This window comes from Roseomonas elaeocarpi, assembly GCF_042433915.1.
Classification (GTDB): Bacteria; Pseudomonadota; Alphaproteobacteria; order Acetobacterales; family Acetobacteraceae; genus Roseomonas; species Roseomonas elaeocarpi.
Window position 1 is genome coordinate 98,601 of record NZ_JBHLUN010000013.1, and the last position, 18,288, is coordinate 116,888.

Sequence of the window (18,288 nt, forward strand, 5' to 3'; positions counted from 1 at the left end):
AGGGCACCGGTGCCGCGCCCGCGGCGTCGTTCAGGGTGCCTTGTCCACCGGCACCGGCGGGTCCCCTGCGGCGGGCGGATCACCCCGCGGCGTGGGTTCCGACCCGGTCGCGCCGCCGGGGCGCGGAGTGTCCGAGGGCGGGCTGGCAGGCAGCTCGCCCTGAGGGGTTGAACCGTTCGGCGGCGCGGTGCCCCCTGCCGGGGCGGCGCCGGGTGCCACGCCACTGGGCGTGGTGCCGGAGGGCGCATTGCCGCCGGGCCTCGCGCCGTCCGGTGCGGCGCCGCCGGGCGCCGTCTCCGGCACCGCCGGCCGCGGGGCGGCTGGCTCCCGTGGTGCCGCCGGGGCACCGCCACCGGGCGCCTCCGGCGAACCGCCCGGAGATCCGCCTCCGGGAACCTGGCGGGGAGCTTCCTGGGGGACCGCCGCCGGACCCTGTGCCGGAGCGCCGGGCGAGGAAGCCGGTGGGGAGGCAGGCGGTGAGGCCTGGGGCGCCGCTTGCGGCGGCCGGGCTGCCGGTGCGGCCGGCGGGGGCGCGGCCGGAGGGGGCGCAGCCGGTGCCGGCGTGGCCGGAACAGGTGCCGGGGCCGCCGCCGGCAGCACCACGATCGTGACGCTGCGCTGCTGCCGATTGCCGGTGCTGCGGCTGAAGCCGGCCACGCGGGCTTCCGAGCGCAACCGGCCTGCAGCGATCTTCTCGGTGCCCGTCAGCGCTTCGGCCACGGCCCTGGCGCGGCTCGCGGCGAGGCGCACGTTGGTGCTCTGCCCAACTTCGCGGTCGGTGTGGCCCAGCACGCAGGCGTTGCGGTCCGGCTCGGCCTTCATCAGCTGCGCGGCCGCCGCCAGGGCGCTGCGCGCCGCGTCGGTCACCTGCGCGCTGCCGGGGCGGAAGGGCACCGCGAAGACGTCGTCCTCCAGCTCCTCCGCGCCGATGCAGTTGAAGCCGTGCCGCGGCGCCTGCGCGCTGGCACCGCCTGCCATCAGCAGCAGCGCGACGCCCGACAACAGGATTTTCCGCACACGATGCCAGGTCGCGTGGGGCCAAATCGGATTGGGTCGCCGGGCATCGGCGTCCGCAACGCCAATCTCCCTTGCGTCGACTACTCGGGCATCGATCACTCGGGCATCCGTCACTCGGGCAACCATCATTCAGCCATCAACCCTTCGGGCACCGGGCTGCCCCGCCCCACCCCGCTGGATGGGCGGACAGGTGGGCGGACAGGGCGAAGGCATCAGGCCGCCTCCGTCAGCAGCCCTGCCGAGGCGAGGCGCTGCAGCAGCAGCGGCGCGTCCACCCCGGGATGCTCCGCCTGCAGCACCGGCCCGGTCACCTCACGCCGGGCGAGCACCCAGCTGGTGGCCTCGGCCTCGGCGGGCGAGAGCGGCACCGTGGCGGCCGCGGTTTTGAGCAGCCATTCCGACCCGCGCCGCACCGGCTTCGCGCCGCCGGCGACCACGCGAAACACCGGCGCGCCGTCTTCCGCCGTGGCCTGGTCCGGGTCCGCGGCGGCGGCTTCGGGCGCGGCGAGGCCGCGGGCGGCCAGGATATCGATCGGCGGCCGCTCGAAGCGGTAGTTGCTCACGTGCTTGGCCAGGGCTTCCAGCACCTTGGGCTCGCGGCAGTATTCCGCCAGGCGGTTGCCCAGGGCAGCAGCGCGCGAGTTCAGCGCGAACTGCGCCGCCGGGGTGCCGTCCTGCCGCGGCAGCGGCTGGCGGAACAGCGGGTCCTGGATCGCGCGCTCGAACAGCATGCCCGCGAGGTCCACGCCCAGCGAGGCGTTGACGCCGTAGGCGATGTGCACGCTGGTCGGCGCCTCGGCCAGGGCGTCGTGGTACCAGCCGCGCGGCAGGTAGAGCAGGTCGCCCGCGCGCAGATGCACCTTCTCGCGCAGCGTGCCGCGCGCCCGGTCGTGATGCGCCTGGCCCAGGTTGCGGAAGGCGGGGTGCGGGATCGGCCATTCCGCCCGCTCCGACCAGATGTTCCAGGTCTTCTCGCCCTCCACCTGCACGGCCCAGACGTCGTGCGTGTCGAAGTGGGTCGGGAAGGCCTTATGGCTCTGGAAGGAAACGTAGATGTTGGCCTGGACCTTGCCGAGGCCGGCATCCTCGATGGCCTGCGACACGCCCCCGATGCCCGGCGTCAGGCTGTCGGTGTCGTTCATCACCACGCTGGCGCCGCGCGTGATCCAGTCGCGCAGCTTCGCGGCCTCGGGCTGCATCACCTGCGTGCCGTCGCGGCCGGTGGCGCGGGTGCAGTAGGCCTCGGCCGGCACCTGGCCGGTGTCCATGTACAGGCGCAGCGAGTGGCTGGACCAGATATGGGTCATGTCCAGCAGCCGGTTGATGCCGCGCCATCCCAGCACGCTGGCGAACTTCCGTTCATCCCCGCGTATGTGCAGCGGCTGCCGGTCGTAGAACTCGGCGAAGAAGCGCTCGGGCGTGATCGGCGCGAGGATGTCGGACAGCGTCATGGCGGCCATGACGCGGAGCCTAGCCGAGCCCCCGGCGGCCGTCATCGGGCCCCGCGCGGGATTCTGCGCCCGGGATCGCGCCCGGGATCGTGCCTGGGGGGGCGCATCGGGGGGAGGGGCGACCGGGCGCGCGTCAGGGATCGGCCGGGGACCCCGACCGCACCCGGGATGGCGCCCATGATGGAGGCCCGGATGGTGACCGGACGAGGTGCGCGGCTTGCGCCCCGGCCGGGGCCCTCCGATACCTGCCACCGAAGCGGGCCACCAAGGTCCGAGGGAGCGAACCCATCATGCCGCAGGACCAGGTCGCCTCGCCGCCCGAGCACAACCCGCACGGCCGCCCCCCGCAGCCGCCGCCGGCCGCCGCCGCCGGCCAGGGCGGAACCGCCGCCACACGCGCCGTGCCGGAAGGCGCGGGCCTGCGCGAAGGCATCCTGCGCGACGCCGAAACGAGCCTCGACCGGCTGGTTCCCGCCCATCCCGCCGAGGCCCGCCACCTGTTGCGCGCCCTGTTCGAGGCCCTGCCCACGGCCGAACTGGCGGCGGAAGCGCCGGAATCCCTGGCGGAGGCCGCGGCCTCGCTGCTGGGCTTCGCCGCGCTGCGCGAAGGCGAGGCGGCGCCGGGCCGCGGCGCCAAGGTCCGCCTGCTGCCGCCCGGCCCCGGGCGTGCCGCGGCGGTGGCCGAGATCGTCAACGACGACATGCCCTTCCTGGTGGACAGCGCCGTGGCCACCCTGACGCTGAGCGGGCGCACGGTGCGCCGCCTGCTGCACCCGGTGCTGCCGGTGCGCCGCGATGCTGGCGGGCGGCTGCTGGGCTTCGGGGCCGACGCGCCCGGGACCGACGCGCCCGAGACCGACGCCCCGGCCCGCGATGCCGGAACCGGCCGGGGGCGCGCCGAAAGCCTGATGCGCATCGAGATCGCCCCGGCCCCCACCCGCCTGCTGGGCGAGGACGCGCCGACCGCGGGCGTCGAGGCCGCCGCGGCGCCGGACTGGCCCGCGGTGGAGGCCGCGCTGCGCGATGCCCTGCGGGACCTGCGCCTCGCCCGCGCCGACGCGCCGGCCATGCGCGACCGCCTGCTGGCCGCCGGCACCGACGTGGCGGGCGCCCCGGATGGCGAGGAAGCCCGCCGCTTCCTGGGCTGGATGGCGGAAGGGAACTTCCTGCTGCTGGGCCACCGCCTGCTGCGCCTCGACGCCGCGGCGGAGGCGCGCGAGATCGACGGCCTCGGCCTCCTGCGCGACATGGCCGTGCCAGCCTTCGACGCGCTGGCCCCGGCGGCCTATCCGGACTCCCAGTCTTCCGGCACCCAAACACCGGATGACCAAACCCCGCAGGGCCAGGTCCCGGTCGCGGCCACGCTTCCCACGCTGACCGTCACCAAGGCCGGCCTGCGCTCGCGCCTGCATCGCCCGGTGCAGCTCGATCTCGTGCTGACGCCGGTGTTTCCGGAAGGGCGCGCGGTGGCGGTGCACGCCTTTCTCGGCCTCTTCGCGCCCAGCGCCTACAACCGCAACCCGCGCTCGATCCCCTGGCTCGGCCGCAAGGTGGACCGCATCCTCCTCGCCGCCGGCGCTGCGCCCGACAGCCATGTCGAGCGCTCGCTGCGCAACATCCTCGACACCTGGCCGCGCGACGAGCTGTTCAGTGCCACCGAGGCGGAAATCCTCGACGCCGCGCGCCGCGTGGTGGACCTGCAGATCCGTCCGCACCCGGCGCTGGTGCTGCGGCGCGACCCGTCGGGCCGGTCGGTGTCGGCGCTGGCCTGGCTGCCGCGCGACACCTTCGACACCCGGCTGCGCGAGCGCGTCGGACGCCTCATCGCCACCGCCTTCGACGCGCGGCTGAGCACGGTGGGCGTGGCGATGGGCGACGGGCCGCTGGCGCGCGTCCACTACGTGCTGCGCACCACGCCGGGCGCGGTGCCGGCGGTGGACGACGCGGTGCTGGAAACCGCGGTGGCGCAGGCCGCGCGCTCCTTCGCCGACCGCCTCGCCGACGCCCTGCGGCGCGAACGCGGTGAGGCGGCGGCCGCCGAAACCCTGACCCGCTGGGCCGAGGCCTTTCCCGCGGGCTATGCCGAGGACACGCCCGCGACCCAGGCCGTGGCCGACCTGCGCCTGGCCGAGGTGGCGCTGGAAACCGGCCGCCCCGCCGCCCGCGTGACGCGCGCCGCGGCCGGGGGCGCGCGGCAGCTGGTGCTGCGCCTGGCCAGCCCGGGCGGGCCGCTGCCGCTGGCCGACGCGCTGCCGCTGTTTGAATCCCTCGACCTGCGCGCGGTGGAGGAAACGCCCTATCGCCTGGCGCCGGCCGGGCAGCCCGCCGCGGTGCTGCACGTCTTCACGCTGGAAGCCGGCGCGGCGGTGGAGGCGGACCGCTTCCCGGCGCTGCTGGCCGCGCTGGACGCGCTGCTGGGCGGACGCATCGAGGCCGACGGCTTCAACCGCCTCGTGCTGCGCGCAGGGCTCGACTGGCGCGAATGCTGGCTGCTGCGCGCCATGTTCCGCTGGCTCAAGCAGGTGGGCTTCACCTTCAGCCAGGAGGCCGTGGCCGGCGCCCTGGCCGCCGAGCCCGAGGCCGCGCGCCTGCTGACCGACCTGTTCCTCCTCCGCTTCGACCCCGCCCGCGCCGGCAACACCGCGAGCCGCGGCGACGCCCCGATGGCTCCTGCCGCGACCGGGCCTGACGAGGCGGCGCTGGTGTCGCGCTGGGAGGCGCTGCTCGACCGGGTGGACGATCCGGATGCCGACCGCATCCTGCGCCGCCTGCGCACGCTGCTCGACGCCATCCTGCGCACCAACTACTTCCAGCGGCGCGACCGGCTGGTGCTCAAGATCGACAGCGCCGCGGCGGGCGAGATGCCGGCGCCGCGGCCCTGGCGCGAAATCTTCGTCCATGCCGTGGAGATGGAAGGCTGCCACCTGCGCGCCGGCCCCGTGGCGCGCGGCGGCATCCGCTGGAGCGACCGGCGCGAGGACTTCCGCACCGAGATCCTGGGCCTGATGAAGGCGCAGCGGCTGAAGAACGTCGTGATCGTGCCCACCGGCGCCAAGGGCGGCTTCGTGCTCAAGGGCGCGGTTCCCCCGGCCTCGGACCGCGAGCGCTTCAACGCCGCCGGCATCGCGGCCTACCGGCAACTGGTGCGCGGCATGCTCGACGTCACCGACAACCTCCAGGGCGAGACCGTGGTGCCGCCCGAGAACGTCGTGCGGCGCGACGGCGACGATCCCTATATCGTGGCCGCGGCCGACAAGGGCACCGCCACCTTTTCCGACACCGCCAACGCGCTGTCGGCGGAATACGGCTTCTGGCTGGGCGACGCCTTCGCCTCCGGCGGCAGCCAAGGCTACGACCACAAGGCCATGGGCATCACCGCCCGGGGCGCCTGGGTGATGATCGCCCGCCACTTCGCGGAACTCGGCCACGATATCCAGCGTGAGCCCTTCACCGTGGCCGGCGTCGGCGACATGAGCGGCGACGTCTTCGGCAACGGCTTGCTCGTGTCCCGGCAAACGCGCCTCGTGGCGGCCTTCGACCACCGCCACATCTTCCTCGATCCCGACCCCGACCCGGAGGCGTCCTTCCGGGAGCGCGAGCGGCTGTTCCGCCTGCCGCGTTCCTCCTGGGCGGACTACGAGGCGCGCCTTCTCAGCAAGGGCGGCGGCATCTTCCCGCGCAACGCCAAGTTCCTGCCCTTGTCCCCCGAAGCGCGCACCCTGCTGGGCATCGAGCGGGAGCGCGCCGAGCCGGCCGAGGTGCTGCGCGCCATCCTGCGCCTCGACGTGGACCTGCTCTATTTCGGCGGCATCGGCACCTACGTGAAGGGTTCCGCCGAAACCCAGGCCGAGGCCGGCGACCGCGCCAACGACGCGATCCGCGTGGACGGGCGGGAGCTGCGCGCCAAGGTCCTGGGCGAGGGCGCCAACCTCGCCATCACCCAGGCTGGGCGCATCGAGGCGGCGAAGGCCGGCGTGCACCTCAACACCGACGCGCTGGACAACTCCGCCGGCGTCTCGACCTCGGACCACGAGGTGAACATCAAGGTGCTGCTGGCCGACGCCACCGCCTCGGGCGCCATCACCATGCCGGCCCGCGACACCCTGCTGGCCGCCATGACCGACGAGCTGGCGGAACAGGTGCTGCGCGACAACACCGAGCAGTCGCTGGCCGTCAGCCTGGAGGAAGCGGCGGGCCCGGACGCGCTGCCCGACCACGCCGCGCTGATGACGCGCCTCGAAGCGGCGGGGCTGCTCGACCGCGCCGTGGCGGGCCTGCCCGACGCCGCCAGCATGACCGCGCGCATCGCCTCGGGCGAGGCGCTGACGCGGCCCGAGATCGCGGCGCTGCTGCCGGTGGCCAAGCTCTGGCTCGCCGACGCGATCGAGGGCAGCGCGCTGCCCGACGACCCGGCGCTGGTGCCGCTGCTGGTGGACTACTTCCCCACGCCGCTGCGCGATCGCTTCGGGGCCGAGGCGCGGCGCCACCGGCTGCGGCGGGAGCTGATCGCGACCGTGCTGGCCAACGCGGTGGCCAACCGCCTCGGCCCCGCCGCCCTGGCGCGCCTCGCGGCCGAAGCGCCGCCCGAGGCGGTGGTGCGCGAAGCCTGGCTCGCGGCGGCGCTGTTCGGCATCGACGCGGCGGCCGACGCGATCGACGCGGCCCAGGCGCCCTGGCCCGTGCGGCGCGACGCGCTGCTGGCGCTGCGCCGCCTCCAGGAAGCCTCGGCGCAGGGGCTGCTGCACCAGGACATCCCCGGCGAGGCTCCCGGGCTCGGCGACACGCTGGAAGCGCTGCGCCCCGGCGTCGCGGCGCTGGTGGCGGAAGCGCCCGCCGGCACGCCCGACCTGGATCTGCCCGAGGACGCGGGGCGCCTCGCCGCCGCGGCCCCGGCGCTGCTGCCGGCGCTGGGCGTGCTGCGCCTGGCCGCCGAGGCCGGAACCGGCCCCGCCGCCGCCGCCCGCGCCTGGGGCGAGGCCGGGCGCGGCATGGCGCTCGACGCGCTGCGGGGCGCGGCGCTGGCGGCCCCCGCCGCCGGGCCCTTCGGCCCCCGAGCGCGGCTGAGCCTCATCGAGGAGGTCGACGCCCTGCAGCGCCGCTTCGCCGCCGCGATCCTGCGCGGCGAGGACCCGGCTGCCACGGCCGGCGAAGCGCTGCGCACGGCGCAGGAGGCCGCCGCCGTGCCGGACCTCGGCGCCGTGACGGTGGCGCTGCACGCGCTGCGCCGCGTGGCGCCGCCATCTGCGGCCCCGGGCCGGGCCGCCGCCGCCTGAGGCCCGCGCGCCGCGGCACCCATGCCGGGGGCGACGCCGCCCCCCTGACCATGCCGGGGCGGCTCCCGCCGCCTCGCCACCCCCGTAAGGACAGCCGAATGCCCCCACCGGACCTGACCGGCACGGCCACCGCCCCCATTCCCGCGCGGGGCCGGGCCGCTTGAACCGCCGCGCCTTTGCCTGGGCCCTGTACGACTGGGCCAACAGCGCCTTTCCGACCGTGGTCTCGACCTTCGTGGTGGCGGCCTACTTCACCCAGGCCGTGGCGCCCGACCCGGTCGAGGGGCAGGCGATGTGGGGTTGGATGCAGACGCTGGCCGCCGTCGCCATCGCCTTCCTGTCGCCCGTGCTGGGCGCGGTGGCCGATGCCGGCGGGCGGCGCCGGCTGATGCTGGGGCTCGCCACGCTGGCGACCGCCACCGCCACGGCGCTGGTCTGGTTCGCCCGGCCCGACCCGTCCTGGAGCCTCTGGCTGCTGGTGTGCGTGGGCATCGCCACCGTGTGCTTCGAGGTCGGCACCGTCTTCTACAACGCCATGCTGCCCTCGGTCTCGACGCCCGAAACCATGGGCCGGATCTCCGGCCTCGCCTGGGGTCTGGGCTATGCCGGCGGCCTCGCCTGCTTGGCGGTGGTGCTGCTCGCGCTGATCCAGCCCGATCCTTCGCCCTTCGGCCTGGACCGCGCCCTGGCCGAGCACGTGCGCGCCGCCCCCGTGGTCACCGCGCTCTGGCTGGCGCTGTTCGGCTGGCCCGTGCTGGTGGCGCTGCCCGAGGCGCCGGCGCCGCACGGTGCCCCACGGGTGGGCTGGTTCGCCGCGGCGCGCGACGGGTTGCGGGAACTCGTGGGCGTCATCCGCCGCCTGCCGCGTCAGCCGGCGCTGGGGCGCTTCCTGCTCGCCAACCTGCTCTACACCGACGGTTTGAACACGCTGTTCGCCTTCGGCGCCATCTTCGCCGCCGGCGCCCACGGCATGGGGATGAGCGAGATCCTGCTGTTCGGCATCGCGCTCAACGTGTCGGCCGGGCTGGGGGCGGCGGGCTTCGGCCTCATCGACGACCGCATCGGCTCGCGCACCGTGGTGCTGCTGTCGCTGGCGGCACTGATCGCCATCGGCGGCGGGCTGATCCTGGTCGCCTCCAAGACGGTGTTCTGGGTGCTGGCGGTGCTGCTCGGCGTGTTCTTCGGGCCGGCCCAGGCGGCCTCACGCACGCTGATGGCCCGCCTCGCCCCGCCCGAGGAAGTGTCGGCGCATTTCGGCCTCTTCGCCCTGTCGGGCCGCATCACCGGCTTCCTGGGGCCCGCCGCGCTGGCGGCGGTGACGGCGGCCACGGGCTCGCAGCGGCTCGGCATGGCCACGGTGCTGGTGTTCCTCCTGCTGGGCCTCCTGACCCTGTTCACGGTGCGGGTGCCCGACCGGGCGTGAGCCACGGGCCGGAGCCGCGCCCCGACGGGGCCATCCAGGGGTGCCCAGCCCTTCCGCCGCGCACGGAGGGGCTGGCCAGCCTGGGGCAGGGCGATGAGCGCGCCCGCCGCACGTCGCGGAGCCGGGCAGCACGGCGACCTTTGTCCGTTGCACGTCGCGGAGGCAGGCAGCATGGCGGCCCCCCGCTCCACATGGCGGGGCCGGGCAGGGCCACGGCGTCGCCTGTTCCACTGAGCGGCGATAGTGAGCGTAACGACCCCGCCCGTCCTGCGCGGCGGGGGAGCAAAGTCGGGCGATGGTTTCACCCGCCGCCAGCGTCGGAAAGCAGGTCCGGCCGCAGCCTCTCTCGCCTCGCAAGCCCAGCCTGAAGAACTGCGCGACAGGAAGGCAGATGCCGTTCAGGCAATCAGAATGATCGTGTCGCGGGAGCGGAAACTGCGATCTGCTTACGAAAAAGGCTTTTGTCCCCCGTCCCGGAGGTTTCAGTCTCCCCAGGACGCAGGGATGGCGGAAGCCTTCCGCCCGGGCGGGAAGGGCGCCGCGTCCCGCTGCGCCGCCCCGCAGGGCTACACAGGAGCCGGACGCCATGGACGACGACGCTTTCCTCCACGTGGTCACGGAGACCGCAGAGGTCTGGTCCGGCATCGCGCCACCCAATGACACCGCGCGCCACATGGCGGCCGACCTGCGCAAGATCATCGTGGATTTCGAGGCGGTCCGCGGCCGCGCCCGCTTCGAGGACGAGCCCTCGGACTTCGAAGCCGCCCTTCACGCCTGCCGGGAGAACGGCTGATGGACATGCTGCCCCCCGCCGCGCGCGACCTGCCCGGCGACGCCGCCGCCGACGCGCTCGCCAACCTGACCCTGGTGGAGGCCGCCGAGGCCGTGGCGCGGGGCGACACCACCGCCGTCGCGCTGACCGAAGCCTGCCTCAGCCGCATCCGCCGCTTCGAGCCGGTGGTCAACGCCACCACCTGGATCGAGCCCGAGCAGGCGCTGGAGGCCGCTGCGGCGGCCGACCGGGCACAGGCCGCGGGCGCGCCGCTCGGGCCGCTCCACGGCGTCCCCATGGCCCACAAGGACATGTATTACCGGGCGGGCAAGCTCTCCACCTGCGGCTCCGCCATCCGCGGCGACTTCCGCCCCACCTACACCGCCACGGTGCTGGAACGCCTCGACGCCGCCGGGGCGCTGACGCTCGGCGCGCTGAACATGGCGGAGTTCGCCCAGAACCCGACCGGCCACAACCGCCACTTTGGCGACTGCCGCAACCCCTGGGACACGGCGCGCATCACCGGCGGCTCCTCCTCCGGCTCGGGCGCCGCGGTGGCGGCGCGCTTCAGCTTCATGGCGCTGGGCTCCGACACCGGCGGCTCGATCCGCCTGCCGGCCTCGGCCTGCGGCGTGGTGGGCCTCAAGCCGACGCAGACGCGCGTCAGCCGCCACGGCGTGATGCCGCTGTCGTTCTCCTGCGACAATGTCGGCCCGTTGACGCGCACCGTGCGCGACTGCGCCCGCGTGATGACCGTTCTCGCCGGCCACGACCCGAAGGACCCCACCAGCGCGCGAGAGCCCGTGCCCGACTACGAGGCGGCGCTGAACGGCGACCTGCGCGGCACCCGCATCGGCGTGCCGGAAACCTGGTTCCTCGAGGGCGTGGACGCGGCCGTGATGGCAGCCTTCGAAGCCTCGCTCGAGGTGCTGCGCGCGCGCGGCGCCACGGTGACGCGCATCACGCTGCCGGTGATGGACGAGGTCGCGGCCTATTCCGCCGTGGTCAGCCGCTGCGAGGGCTCGGCCATCCACGCGCAGTGGATGCGCGACCACCCGGGCGACTACGCCGTGCACCTGAGCGGCCGCATGTTCCCGGGCTACGCGATCCCCGCCACCTACTACGTCGAGGCGCTGCGCCGCCGCGGCCCGGTGCTGCGCGCCTTCGCGGGCGAGGTCTTCGCCGCCGTGGACCTGCTGGCCAGCCCCACCATCCCGGGCGCGCTGCCGACGCGCGCGGAAACCAATATCGATGGCGGCGACGTCGACAACATCCGCCGCTTCGGCCTGGTGTCGTGGAACACGCGGCCGCTGAACTACCTGGGCCTGCCGTCAATCAGCGTTCCCTGCGGCTTCGATGGCAACAACGCGCCGGTCGGCCTGCAGATCTCCGGCCGTCCCTTCGCGGAAGCACGGGTGATGCAGGCGGGCGATGCCTATCAGCGCGACACCGACTGGCACGCGCGGATGCCGCCGCTGGGCTGAGGTGGGGCGGTGTGGCCAGGGGAGAGAAAGAATTCTCTCCCCCGGACCCCCACTCATCTTTTTTCGTGACGCTGCCGCCGGGTGGTGAAAGCCGGTCGCGAAACGGCGGCAGCCAGGTGCACTGGAAAAACCTGATCTGGCTTTCAGCTTTTCCTGACACGTCCCTCGCTCCGGGTCATCAACCCGGAGCGCACAACCTCGGCCACGTTCCCGCGGCAGCCTCAGGAAAAAAGATGAGGGGCGAGGGGTCCGGGGAGGGGGAGAATACTTTCTCCCCCTCCCCGGGACGGAGCCGAAGCAGAACTACGCCGCGGCCAGAAGTTCCGGCTTGTCCGCAACGCCCCATCCCGCGGTGATCTTTTCCACCGTGCGGCCGACGCGCAGCACCGTCGCCTCGTCGAAGGGGCGCCCCACGATCTGCGCCGACAGCGGCAGCCCCGTGCCCGACAGGCCGGCGGGCATGGACAGCGCCGGGTTGCCGGTGACGTTGAAGGGCATGCTCTGGATCGGCCAGGTCATTGCCCGGTCCGGCGGGAACTGCGCGAAGGCGGGTGCGGGGCCCAGCGCGCAGGCGGTCAGCAGAACGTCGTGCTGCCGCAGCGCCTCGTTGTTCACCACCATCGACAACTCGCGACGCATCCGCTGCGCCTGGACGTAGTCGGCGGCGCTGATCGCCGCACCCACCACCAGGCGCAGGAACAGCAGCTCGCCGAAATCGCCCGGACGCTCGCGCAGGTCCTTCTCGTGGATCGCGTAGGCTTCCGAGGTCAGGATGACGCGGCCGCAGGCGCTGAACTGCTCGAAGCTCGGCAGCGTCACCTCTTCCACGATGGCGCCCGCCTGGGCCAGCGCCTCCGCCAGCCGGTCGAGCGAGCGCACCACCTCGGGCGAAAGCCCTTCGGCATCGCGGTACAGGTTGCGCGGCAGCCCGACGCGCAGGCCGGCGACGCCCGCTTCCAGGTCGCGCCGCAGGTTCGCCGCGGGCTTGTCGGCGCTGGCGGGATCGAGCGGATCGTAGCCCGCGATGATCTCGGTGGTGATCGCCGCGTCCTCCACCGTGCAGCTCAGCGGCCCGCAATGATCGAGCGTGTAGGAAAGCGGGAACACGCCGCGCCGGCTGACCAGCCCGTAGGTCGGCTTCAGCCCCACCGTGCCGCAATAGGCGGCAGGCCCGCGGATCGAGCCGCCGGTGTCGGAGCCCATCGCCGTGCGCACCAGCCGCGCCGCGACCGCGGCGCCCGAACCGGAGGAGGAGCCGCCGGTGACGTGGTCGGTGTTCCACGGGTTGCGCGCGGGCGGGAAGGGCAGGTCGAAGCTCGGCCCGCCCATGGCGAATTCATGGGTCGCGAGCTTGCCCATCAGCACGCCGCCGGCCGCCGCCAGCTTCGCGCCCGACACGCTGTCCTCGGTGGGGATGTTGTCGATCAGCAGCTTGGAATGACAGGTCGTGCGGATGCCGGCCGTGTTGTAGATGTCCTTCAGCGCGTAGGGCACGCCGTGTAGCGGCCCGCGGTCCTGCCCGGCCGCCAGCTCCCGATCCGCGCGCTCCGCATCGGCGAGCGCGCGTTCCTCCGTCACCAGCACGAAGGAATGCAGGCTGCCGTCGATCGCCTTGATGCGGTTCAGCGTGTCCTGCGTCAGCGCCACCGAGGTCAGGCTGCCGTCGCGCAGGCGCGTCCCGGCCTCGGCGATGGAAAGGTCTTCCAGCTTGGTGTCGGTCATGCCTTGGCCCTCGTGATGGTGTCGAGACTGTAGGTGCCGGCAGGCTCCGCCGCCGCGGTGCGCGGCTGCCGCAGCACCGGCAGCATCTTCATCAGGTCCTGGTAGGATTCGAGGACGCCGCGATAGCGCCCTTCCGGCAGGGTGATCCCGGCACGCTGCAACAACATGTCCAGCTGCGGATCGTGATCCGTCGTGTCCGTCATGGGCAACTCCGTCTTTATGCGCACCTTCCCGCGCCCTGGCGGAACACGAGGGCGGAACACGAGCGGCACGACGTGGACGAGGCTACATCCATCTTTTCGGCCTTGTCGTGCGCGAAGTTGCGGCCGTCCCGACGCAACGCCCACGATGCGGGAGTTTTCCGTGGCGCCTTTGTGCAGCTTGCACGAATCAGCGCCACAACCCTGCGTGGCAGGCGGATTTAGACGTCACGCGGGCCAAGCTTTGCTCGATACACCCCCAACAATTGCGGCACAGTTTTCCCGTTGCCAGCGCCCGCGCGGTGCGACGGCCGGCCACAGGAGACGAGATGGTTTTCGCTTCCCTCCGCTACGGCGCAGCCTTTCTTTCCGTCACGGCGCTTCTCGCCGCCGCCCCCGCACCATCCCGCGCCGAGAGTGTCCTGCGCGTCGCCATGACGGCGGGCGACGTCCCGCTCACCGCCGGCCTGCCGGACCAGGGTTTCGAGGGCTGGCGCTTCGTCGGCTACAATCTTTATGACTCCCTCGTGCTGTGGGACCTGTCCCGCTCCGACCGCATCGCCGACATCAAGCCCGGCCTCGCGACCTCCTGGCAGGTGGACCCGAACAACAATAAGCGCTGGGTCATGCAGCTGCGGCAGGGCGTGAAGTTCCACGATGGCTGCCCCTTCACGGCGCAGGACGTGGTCTGGAACATGGAGCGCTACACCAAGGAGAGCGCGCCGCAGTTCAACGCCCGGCAGTTCGCCTTCGCGCGCGGCTACCTCACCAACTACGACGGCGTGGAGGCGGTGGACGAGCACACCGTCGCCTTTACCACCAAGACGCCCGACAGTCTGTTTCCGTACAATCTCAGCTTCCTGATGATGGTGAGCCGCTGCGCCTCGGAAGCGGTGAAGAACGACGCCGACGCCTTCGCGCGCAACCCGTCCGGCACGGGCCCCTACCGCTTCAGCCGCATGGTCCCGGGCGAGCGGCTGGAGCTCGTGCCCAACCGCGACTACTGGGACAAGGAGCGCATCCCCAAGCAGGACCGGCTGGTGCTGCTGCCGATGCCGGAAGCCTCGACCCGCACCGCCTCGCTGCTGTCGGGCCAGGTGGACTGGATCGAGGCGCCGGCCCCGGATGCGATCCCGCGCCTGAAGTCGTCGGGCATGCAGGTGATCACCAACGCCTACCCGCATAACTGGGCCTACCAGCTCAACTTCGTGGACAAGCCCTTCAACGACATCCGGGTGCGGCAGGCGGCGAACTACGCGCTGAACCGCGATGACATGGTGGAGCTGCTGGGCGGCATCGCGCTGCCGGGCTACGCCACGCTGCCGCCCTCCACGCCGTATTTCGGCAACCCGGTGCGCTACGAGTACAACCCCGACAAGGCCAAGGCCCTGCTCAAGGAAGCGGGCTGCCTGCCCTGCAAGGTGAGCTTCGCCATCTCCACCTCCGGCTCGGGCCAGATGCAGCCGCTGCCGATGAACGAACTGGTGAAAGCGCAGCTGGAGGCGGTGGGCTTCGAGGTCAACCTCGAGGTCATGGACTGGAACGCCCTGCTGCAGGTGAGCCGCGACGGCGTGGACAAGAACCACAACATCAGCGGCATCAACATCAGCCGCGCCACGCAGGACCCGTTCAACGGCATGCTCCGTCACGTCATGACGGCGCAGTGGGCACCCAAGGGCAGCAACTGGGGTCATTTCACCGACCCCAAGATCGACGAGCTGGTGGATCAGGTCATGAACACCTTCGACGCCGAGAAGCGCCTTCCCCTCCTGACCCAGATCCACGAGCGCATGAGCGAGCAGGCCGTGATGATCTGGGTGGCGCACGACCTGAACCCGCGCGCCCTCTCGCCCCGCGTCCACAACTTCGTCCAGGCGCAGAGCTGGTTCCAGGACCTCACCAACGTCACGGTCGACCCGCCGCGCTGAGCGGAAGGAAGGTTTCATGCTCGCCTATATCCAGCGTCGCCTCTTCGCGGTGGTGCCGATCGCGCTGGGCGTGACGGTGATCTGCTTCGCCCTGGTCTACCTGGCCCCGGGCGACCCGATCCAGTCCATCCTGCCGCCTGACGCCGATGCGGAAACGGTGGACCGGCTGAAGCACCTCTACGGCCTGGATCAGCCGCTGCCCTTCCAGTACCTGAACTGGCTCGGGCGCGTGCTGGTCGGCAACTTCGGCAACTCCATCGCCACCGGCCGTCCCGTCCTGGATGAGATCGGGCGCTCGCTCGGCAACACCGTGCTGCTGTCGCTGCTCTCGATCCTCACCGCCTTTCCGCTGGCGATCCTGCTGGGCACGATCGCCGGCTACCGCGCCGGCGGCTGGCTCGACCGCGTGGTGACCGGCACTGCCATCCTGGGCGTGTCGGTGCCGAACTACTGGCTCGGCATCGTGCTGGTGATCATCTTCGCGGTGGAATACCAGCTGCTGCCGGCCTCCGGGATGGGGCCGGGCACGGGGCCGTTTAACCCGCTCGACTGGAACCAGCTCCGCTTCGTGATCCTGCCGGTGATCACGCTGTCGATGATCCCGGTGGGCATCATCGCCCGCACCGCCCGCGCCTCGATCGCCGAGGTCATGGCGCAGGACTTCGTGGTCACGCTGCGCGCCAACGGCTTGCCCGAGCGCATGGCGATCCGACACGTGCTGAAGAACGCGCTGCCCTCGGTTCTCGCGGTGATGGGGCTGCAGTTCGGCACGCTGATGGGCGGCTCGATCCTGGTGGAAACCGTGTTCGCCTGGCCCGGCACCGGCTTCCTGCTCAGCAAGGCCATCCTGGCCCGCGACATCCCGGTTCTCCAGGGCACGATCCTGGTGCTGGCCATGATCTTCGTGGTGACCAACCTCCTGGTCGACCTCGTGCAGACCTCGATCGACCCGCGGATCAAGCGCGTTTGAAGGAGCTCCCGCCATGAGCACCCCCGCCCTGAGCACGCCCGTCAGCCACCATGCCACCTCAACCGCCGCGGCACCCGCCCCGCACAAGGTGCGCGGCTACTGGGGCACGGTCGGCTACCGGCTGCGCCACGACTACGTCACGCTGTTCTTCGGCCTCGTGCTGCTGATCATCGTCCTGTGCGCCATCCTCTCGCCCTGGCTCGCACCCTTCGATCCCTACAAGGAAAGCATCGTCCGCCGGCTCAAGATGCCGGGATACATGGGCCACACGCTGGGCACCGACGAGCTCGGGCGCGACATGCTGTCCCGCCTGCTCTACGGCGGCCGGCTGACGCTGCTGATGGGCTTCGTGCCGGTGGCCGTCGCCACCGTGGTGGGCGGCGGGCTGGGCGTGATCGCCGGGCTGCTGGGCGGCTGGGTCAACACGCTGATCATGCGCGTGATGGACGTGTTCTACGCCTTTCCGTCCGTGCTGCTGGCCGTCGCCATATCGGGCGCCATGGGCGGCGGCGTGGGCAACGCCTTCATCGCCCTGTCGCTGGTGTTCATCCCGCCGCTCTGCCGCGTGGCCGAGACCGCCACGACCCAGGTCCGCGCGCTCGACTTCGTGGACGCGGCCAAGGCCACCGGCGCGCCGGTGCTGACGGTGCTGTGGCACCACGTGCTGGGCAACGTGCTGGGCCCGATCCTGGTCTACGCCTCGGGCATGATCAGCGTCGGCATCCTGCTGGGCTCGGGCCTCAGCTTCCTCGGCATGGGCGTGAAGCCGCCCGAGCCCGACTGGGGCCTGATGCTGAACACGCTGCGCCAGGCGATCTACGTCAACCCGCTGGTGGCCGCCATGCCGGGCATCGCGATCTTCGTCACCTCGGTAAGCATCAACATGGTGAGCGACGGCCTGCGCTCGGCCATGGATGTGCGGATCTGACGCGTATGAGCACCAGCCTCCAAGCCCCCGCCCAGCCGGCGCGCTGGCACGAACCCGACCCGCGCGACGTCGGCGGCCCGGCGCAGCCGCTGCTCGACGTCCGCGACCTGCGCAAGCACTTTCCCTTGCGCGGCGGCGCGCTGCAGCGCGTCACCGGCCATGTCCGCGCCGTGGACGGCGTCAGCTTCCAGGTGATGAAGGGCGAAACGCTGGGCGTCGTGGGCGAGAGCGGCTGCGGCAAGTCCACGCTGGCGCGCCTGCTGATCCGCCTCATCAACCCCGACGCCGGCGAGCAGATCTTCGACGGCGAGGAAGTCGCCGCCCCGCGCGGCATCACCGTCGCCGCGATGCGCCGGCAGGTGCAGATGGTGTTTCAGGACAGCGCTTCCTCGCTCAACCCGCGCATGCCGGTGCAGGGCTCCGTCGCCTTCGGCCCCATCGCGCACGGCGTGGCACGCCCCGACGCCCTGGCGCTGGCGCGGGAACTTCTGCTCAAGGTCGGCCTCAATCCCGCGCTGTTCGGCCCCCGCTACCCGCACGAGCTTTCGGGCGGGCAGAAGCAGCGCGTGAACATCGCCCGCGCGCTGGCGCTGCGCCCGCGCATGGTCATTCTTGATGAGGCCGTCTCGGCCCTCGACAAGAGCGTGGAGGCGCAGGTGCTCAACCTCCTTCGCGCCCTCAAGCAGGAGCTGAACCTCACCTACATCTTCATCTCCCACGACCTCAGCGTGGTGCGCTGGATCAGCGACCGGGTGATGGTGATGTACCTGGGCGAGGTGGTGGAGATCGGCCCCTCGGAAGCGCTCTACAACGCCCCGCGCCATCCCTATACCCAGGCGCTGCTGCGCTCCCACCCCTCGATGGACCCGGATCACCGGATGGAGGAGCCGCCGATCACCGGCGACCCGCCCAACCCGGTGAACCCGCCGTCGGGCTGCCGCTTCCGCACCCGCTGCCCTTATGCGGAGGCCGTCTGCGCCGCGGTGGCACCGCGCCTGGGCGACAGCAGCACCCCGGGCGCCCATTGCGCCGCCTGCCACATCCAGGACCCGGCCTCCGGCCACAGCCTGGCGGGCCGCGCCGACGTGCCGGCCGCCTTCCATTGACGGGGAACAGCACG

Annotated in this window: 12 protein-coding genes; 8 read left to right on the plus strand and 4 right to left on the minus strand. The window is 72.6% G+C overall.

The genetic code is table 11. From position 1 onward, the window contains the following. Positions 1-30 precede the first annotated feature (30 nt). Both ACFFGY_RS18015 and ACFFGY_RS18020 read right to left on the minus strand, forming a co-directional pair. Positions 31-1,002, minus strand: a complete 972-nt coding sequence (locus ACFFGY_RS18015; protein WP_377045908.1) for an OmpA family protein — start codon at positions 1,000-1,002, stop codon at positions 31-33. A gap of 227 nt (positions 1,003-1,229) precedes the next feature. Next, positions 1,230-2,477 (minus strand): cupin domain-containing protein, encoded by a 1,248-nt coding sequence (locus ACFFGY_RS18020; RefSeq protein WP_377045909.1) that lies wholly within the window; start codon positions 2,475-2,477, stop codon positions 1,230-1,232. Between the two features lie 281 nt (positions 2,478-2,758). Between ACFFGY_RS18020 and ACFFGY_RS18025 the strand changes: the two genes are divergently transcribed. From ACFFGY_RS18025 to ACFFGY_RS18040, 4 genes are all read left to right on the plus strand, one after another. Beyond that, positions 2,759-7,741 carry an NAD-glutamate dehydrogenase domain-containing protein gene (locus ACFFGY_RS18025; RefSeq protein WP_377045910.1) on the plus strand — a complete coding sequence of 1,661 codons (4,983 nt, stop codon included), beginning with the start codon at positions 2,759-2,761 and terminating at the stop codon, positions 7,739-7,741. Between the two features lie 160 nt (positions 7,742-7,901). After that, positions 7,902-9,164 (plus strand): MFS transporter, encoded by a 1,263-nt coding sequence (locus tag ACFFGY_RS18030; RefSeq protein ID WP_377045911.1) that lies wholly within the window; start codon positions 7,902-7,904, stop codon positions 9,162-9,164. Between the two features lie 586 nt (positions 9,165-9,750). Then, the gene (locus ACFFGY_RS18035; RefSeq protein ID WP_377045912.1) at positions 9,751-9,957 is read left to right on the plus strand and encodes a hypothetical protein; all 207 of its coding nucleotides are present in this window, start codon (positions 9,751-9,753) and stop codon (positions 9,955-9,957) included. Then, positions 9,957-11,420, plus strand: coding sequence for an amidase (locus ACFFGY_RS18040; protein WP_377045913.1), 1,464 nt, complete (start codon positions 9,957-9,959; stop codon positions 11,418-11,420). The genes ACFFGY_RS18035 and ACFFGY_RS18040 overlap by 1 nt, the downstream gene beginning before the upstream one ends. A gap of 303 nt (positions 11,421-11,723) precedes the next feature. On the opposite strand, the gene ACFFGY_RS18045 is transcribed toward ACFFGY_RS18040, so the two are convergent. Together ACFFGY_RS18045 and ACFFGY_RS18050 are read right to left on the minus strand one after the other, a co-directional pair. Beyond that, the gene (locus ACFFGY_RS18045) at positions 11,724-13,142 is read right to left on the minus strand and encodes an amidase (RefSeq protein ID WP_377045914.1); all 1,419 of its coding nucleotides are present in this window, start codon (positions 13,140-13,142) and stop codon (positions 11,724-11,726) included. Beyond that, positions 13,139-13,345: a hypothetical protein gene (locus ACFFGY_RS18050; protein WP_377045915.1), complete on the minus strand. Its 207-nt coding sequence runs from the start codon at positions 13,343-13,345 to the stop codon at positions 13,139-13,141. The genes ACFFGY_RS18045 and ACFFGY_RS18050 overlap by 4 nt, the downstream gene beginning before the upstream one ends. Positions 13,346-13,671: 326 nt before the next feature. Here ACFFGY_RS18050 and ACFFGY_RS18055 point away from each other — a divergent pair, with 326 nt between their 5' ends. From ACFFGY_RS18055 to ACFFGY_RS18070, 4 genes are read left to right on the plus strand one after another with little or no spacing between them, the layout of a single operon-like run. Next, positions 13,672-15,270 (plus strand): ABC transporter substrate-binding protein, encoded by a 1,599-nt coding sequence (locus ACFFGY_RS18055; RefSeq protein ID WP_377045916.1) that lies wholly within the window; start codon positions 13,672-13,674, stop codon positions 15,268-15,270. Positions 15,271-15,286: 16 nt separating this feature from the next. After that, positions 15,287-16,240, plus strand: coding sequence for an ABC transporter permease (locus tag ACFFGY_RS18060; protein WP_377045917.1), 954 nt, complete (start codon positions 15,287-15,289; stop codon positions 16,238-16,240). A 13-nt stretch (positions 16,241-16,253) separates the two neighbouring features. After that, positions 16,254-17,168: an ABC transporter permease gene (locus ACFFGY_RS18065; RefSeq protein WP_377045918.1), complete on the plus strand. Its 915-nt coding sequence runs from the start codon at positions 16,254-16,256 to the stop codon at positions 17,166-17,168. A 5-nt stretch (positions 17,169-17,173) separates the two neighbouring features. Next, positions 17,174-18,274, plus strand: coding sequence for an ABC transporter ATP-binding protein (locus ACFFGY_RS18070; RefSeq protein WP_377045919.1), 1,101 nt, complete (start codon positions 17,174-17,176; stop codon positions 18,272-18,274). The last annotated feature ends 14 nt before the right edge of the window (positions 18,275-18,288 follow it).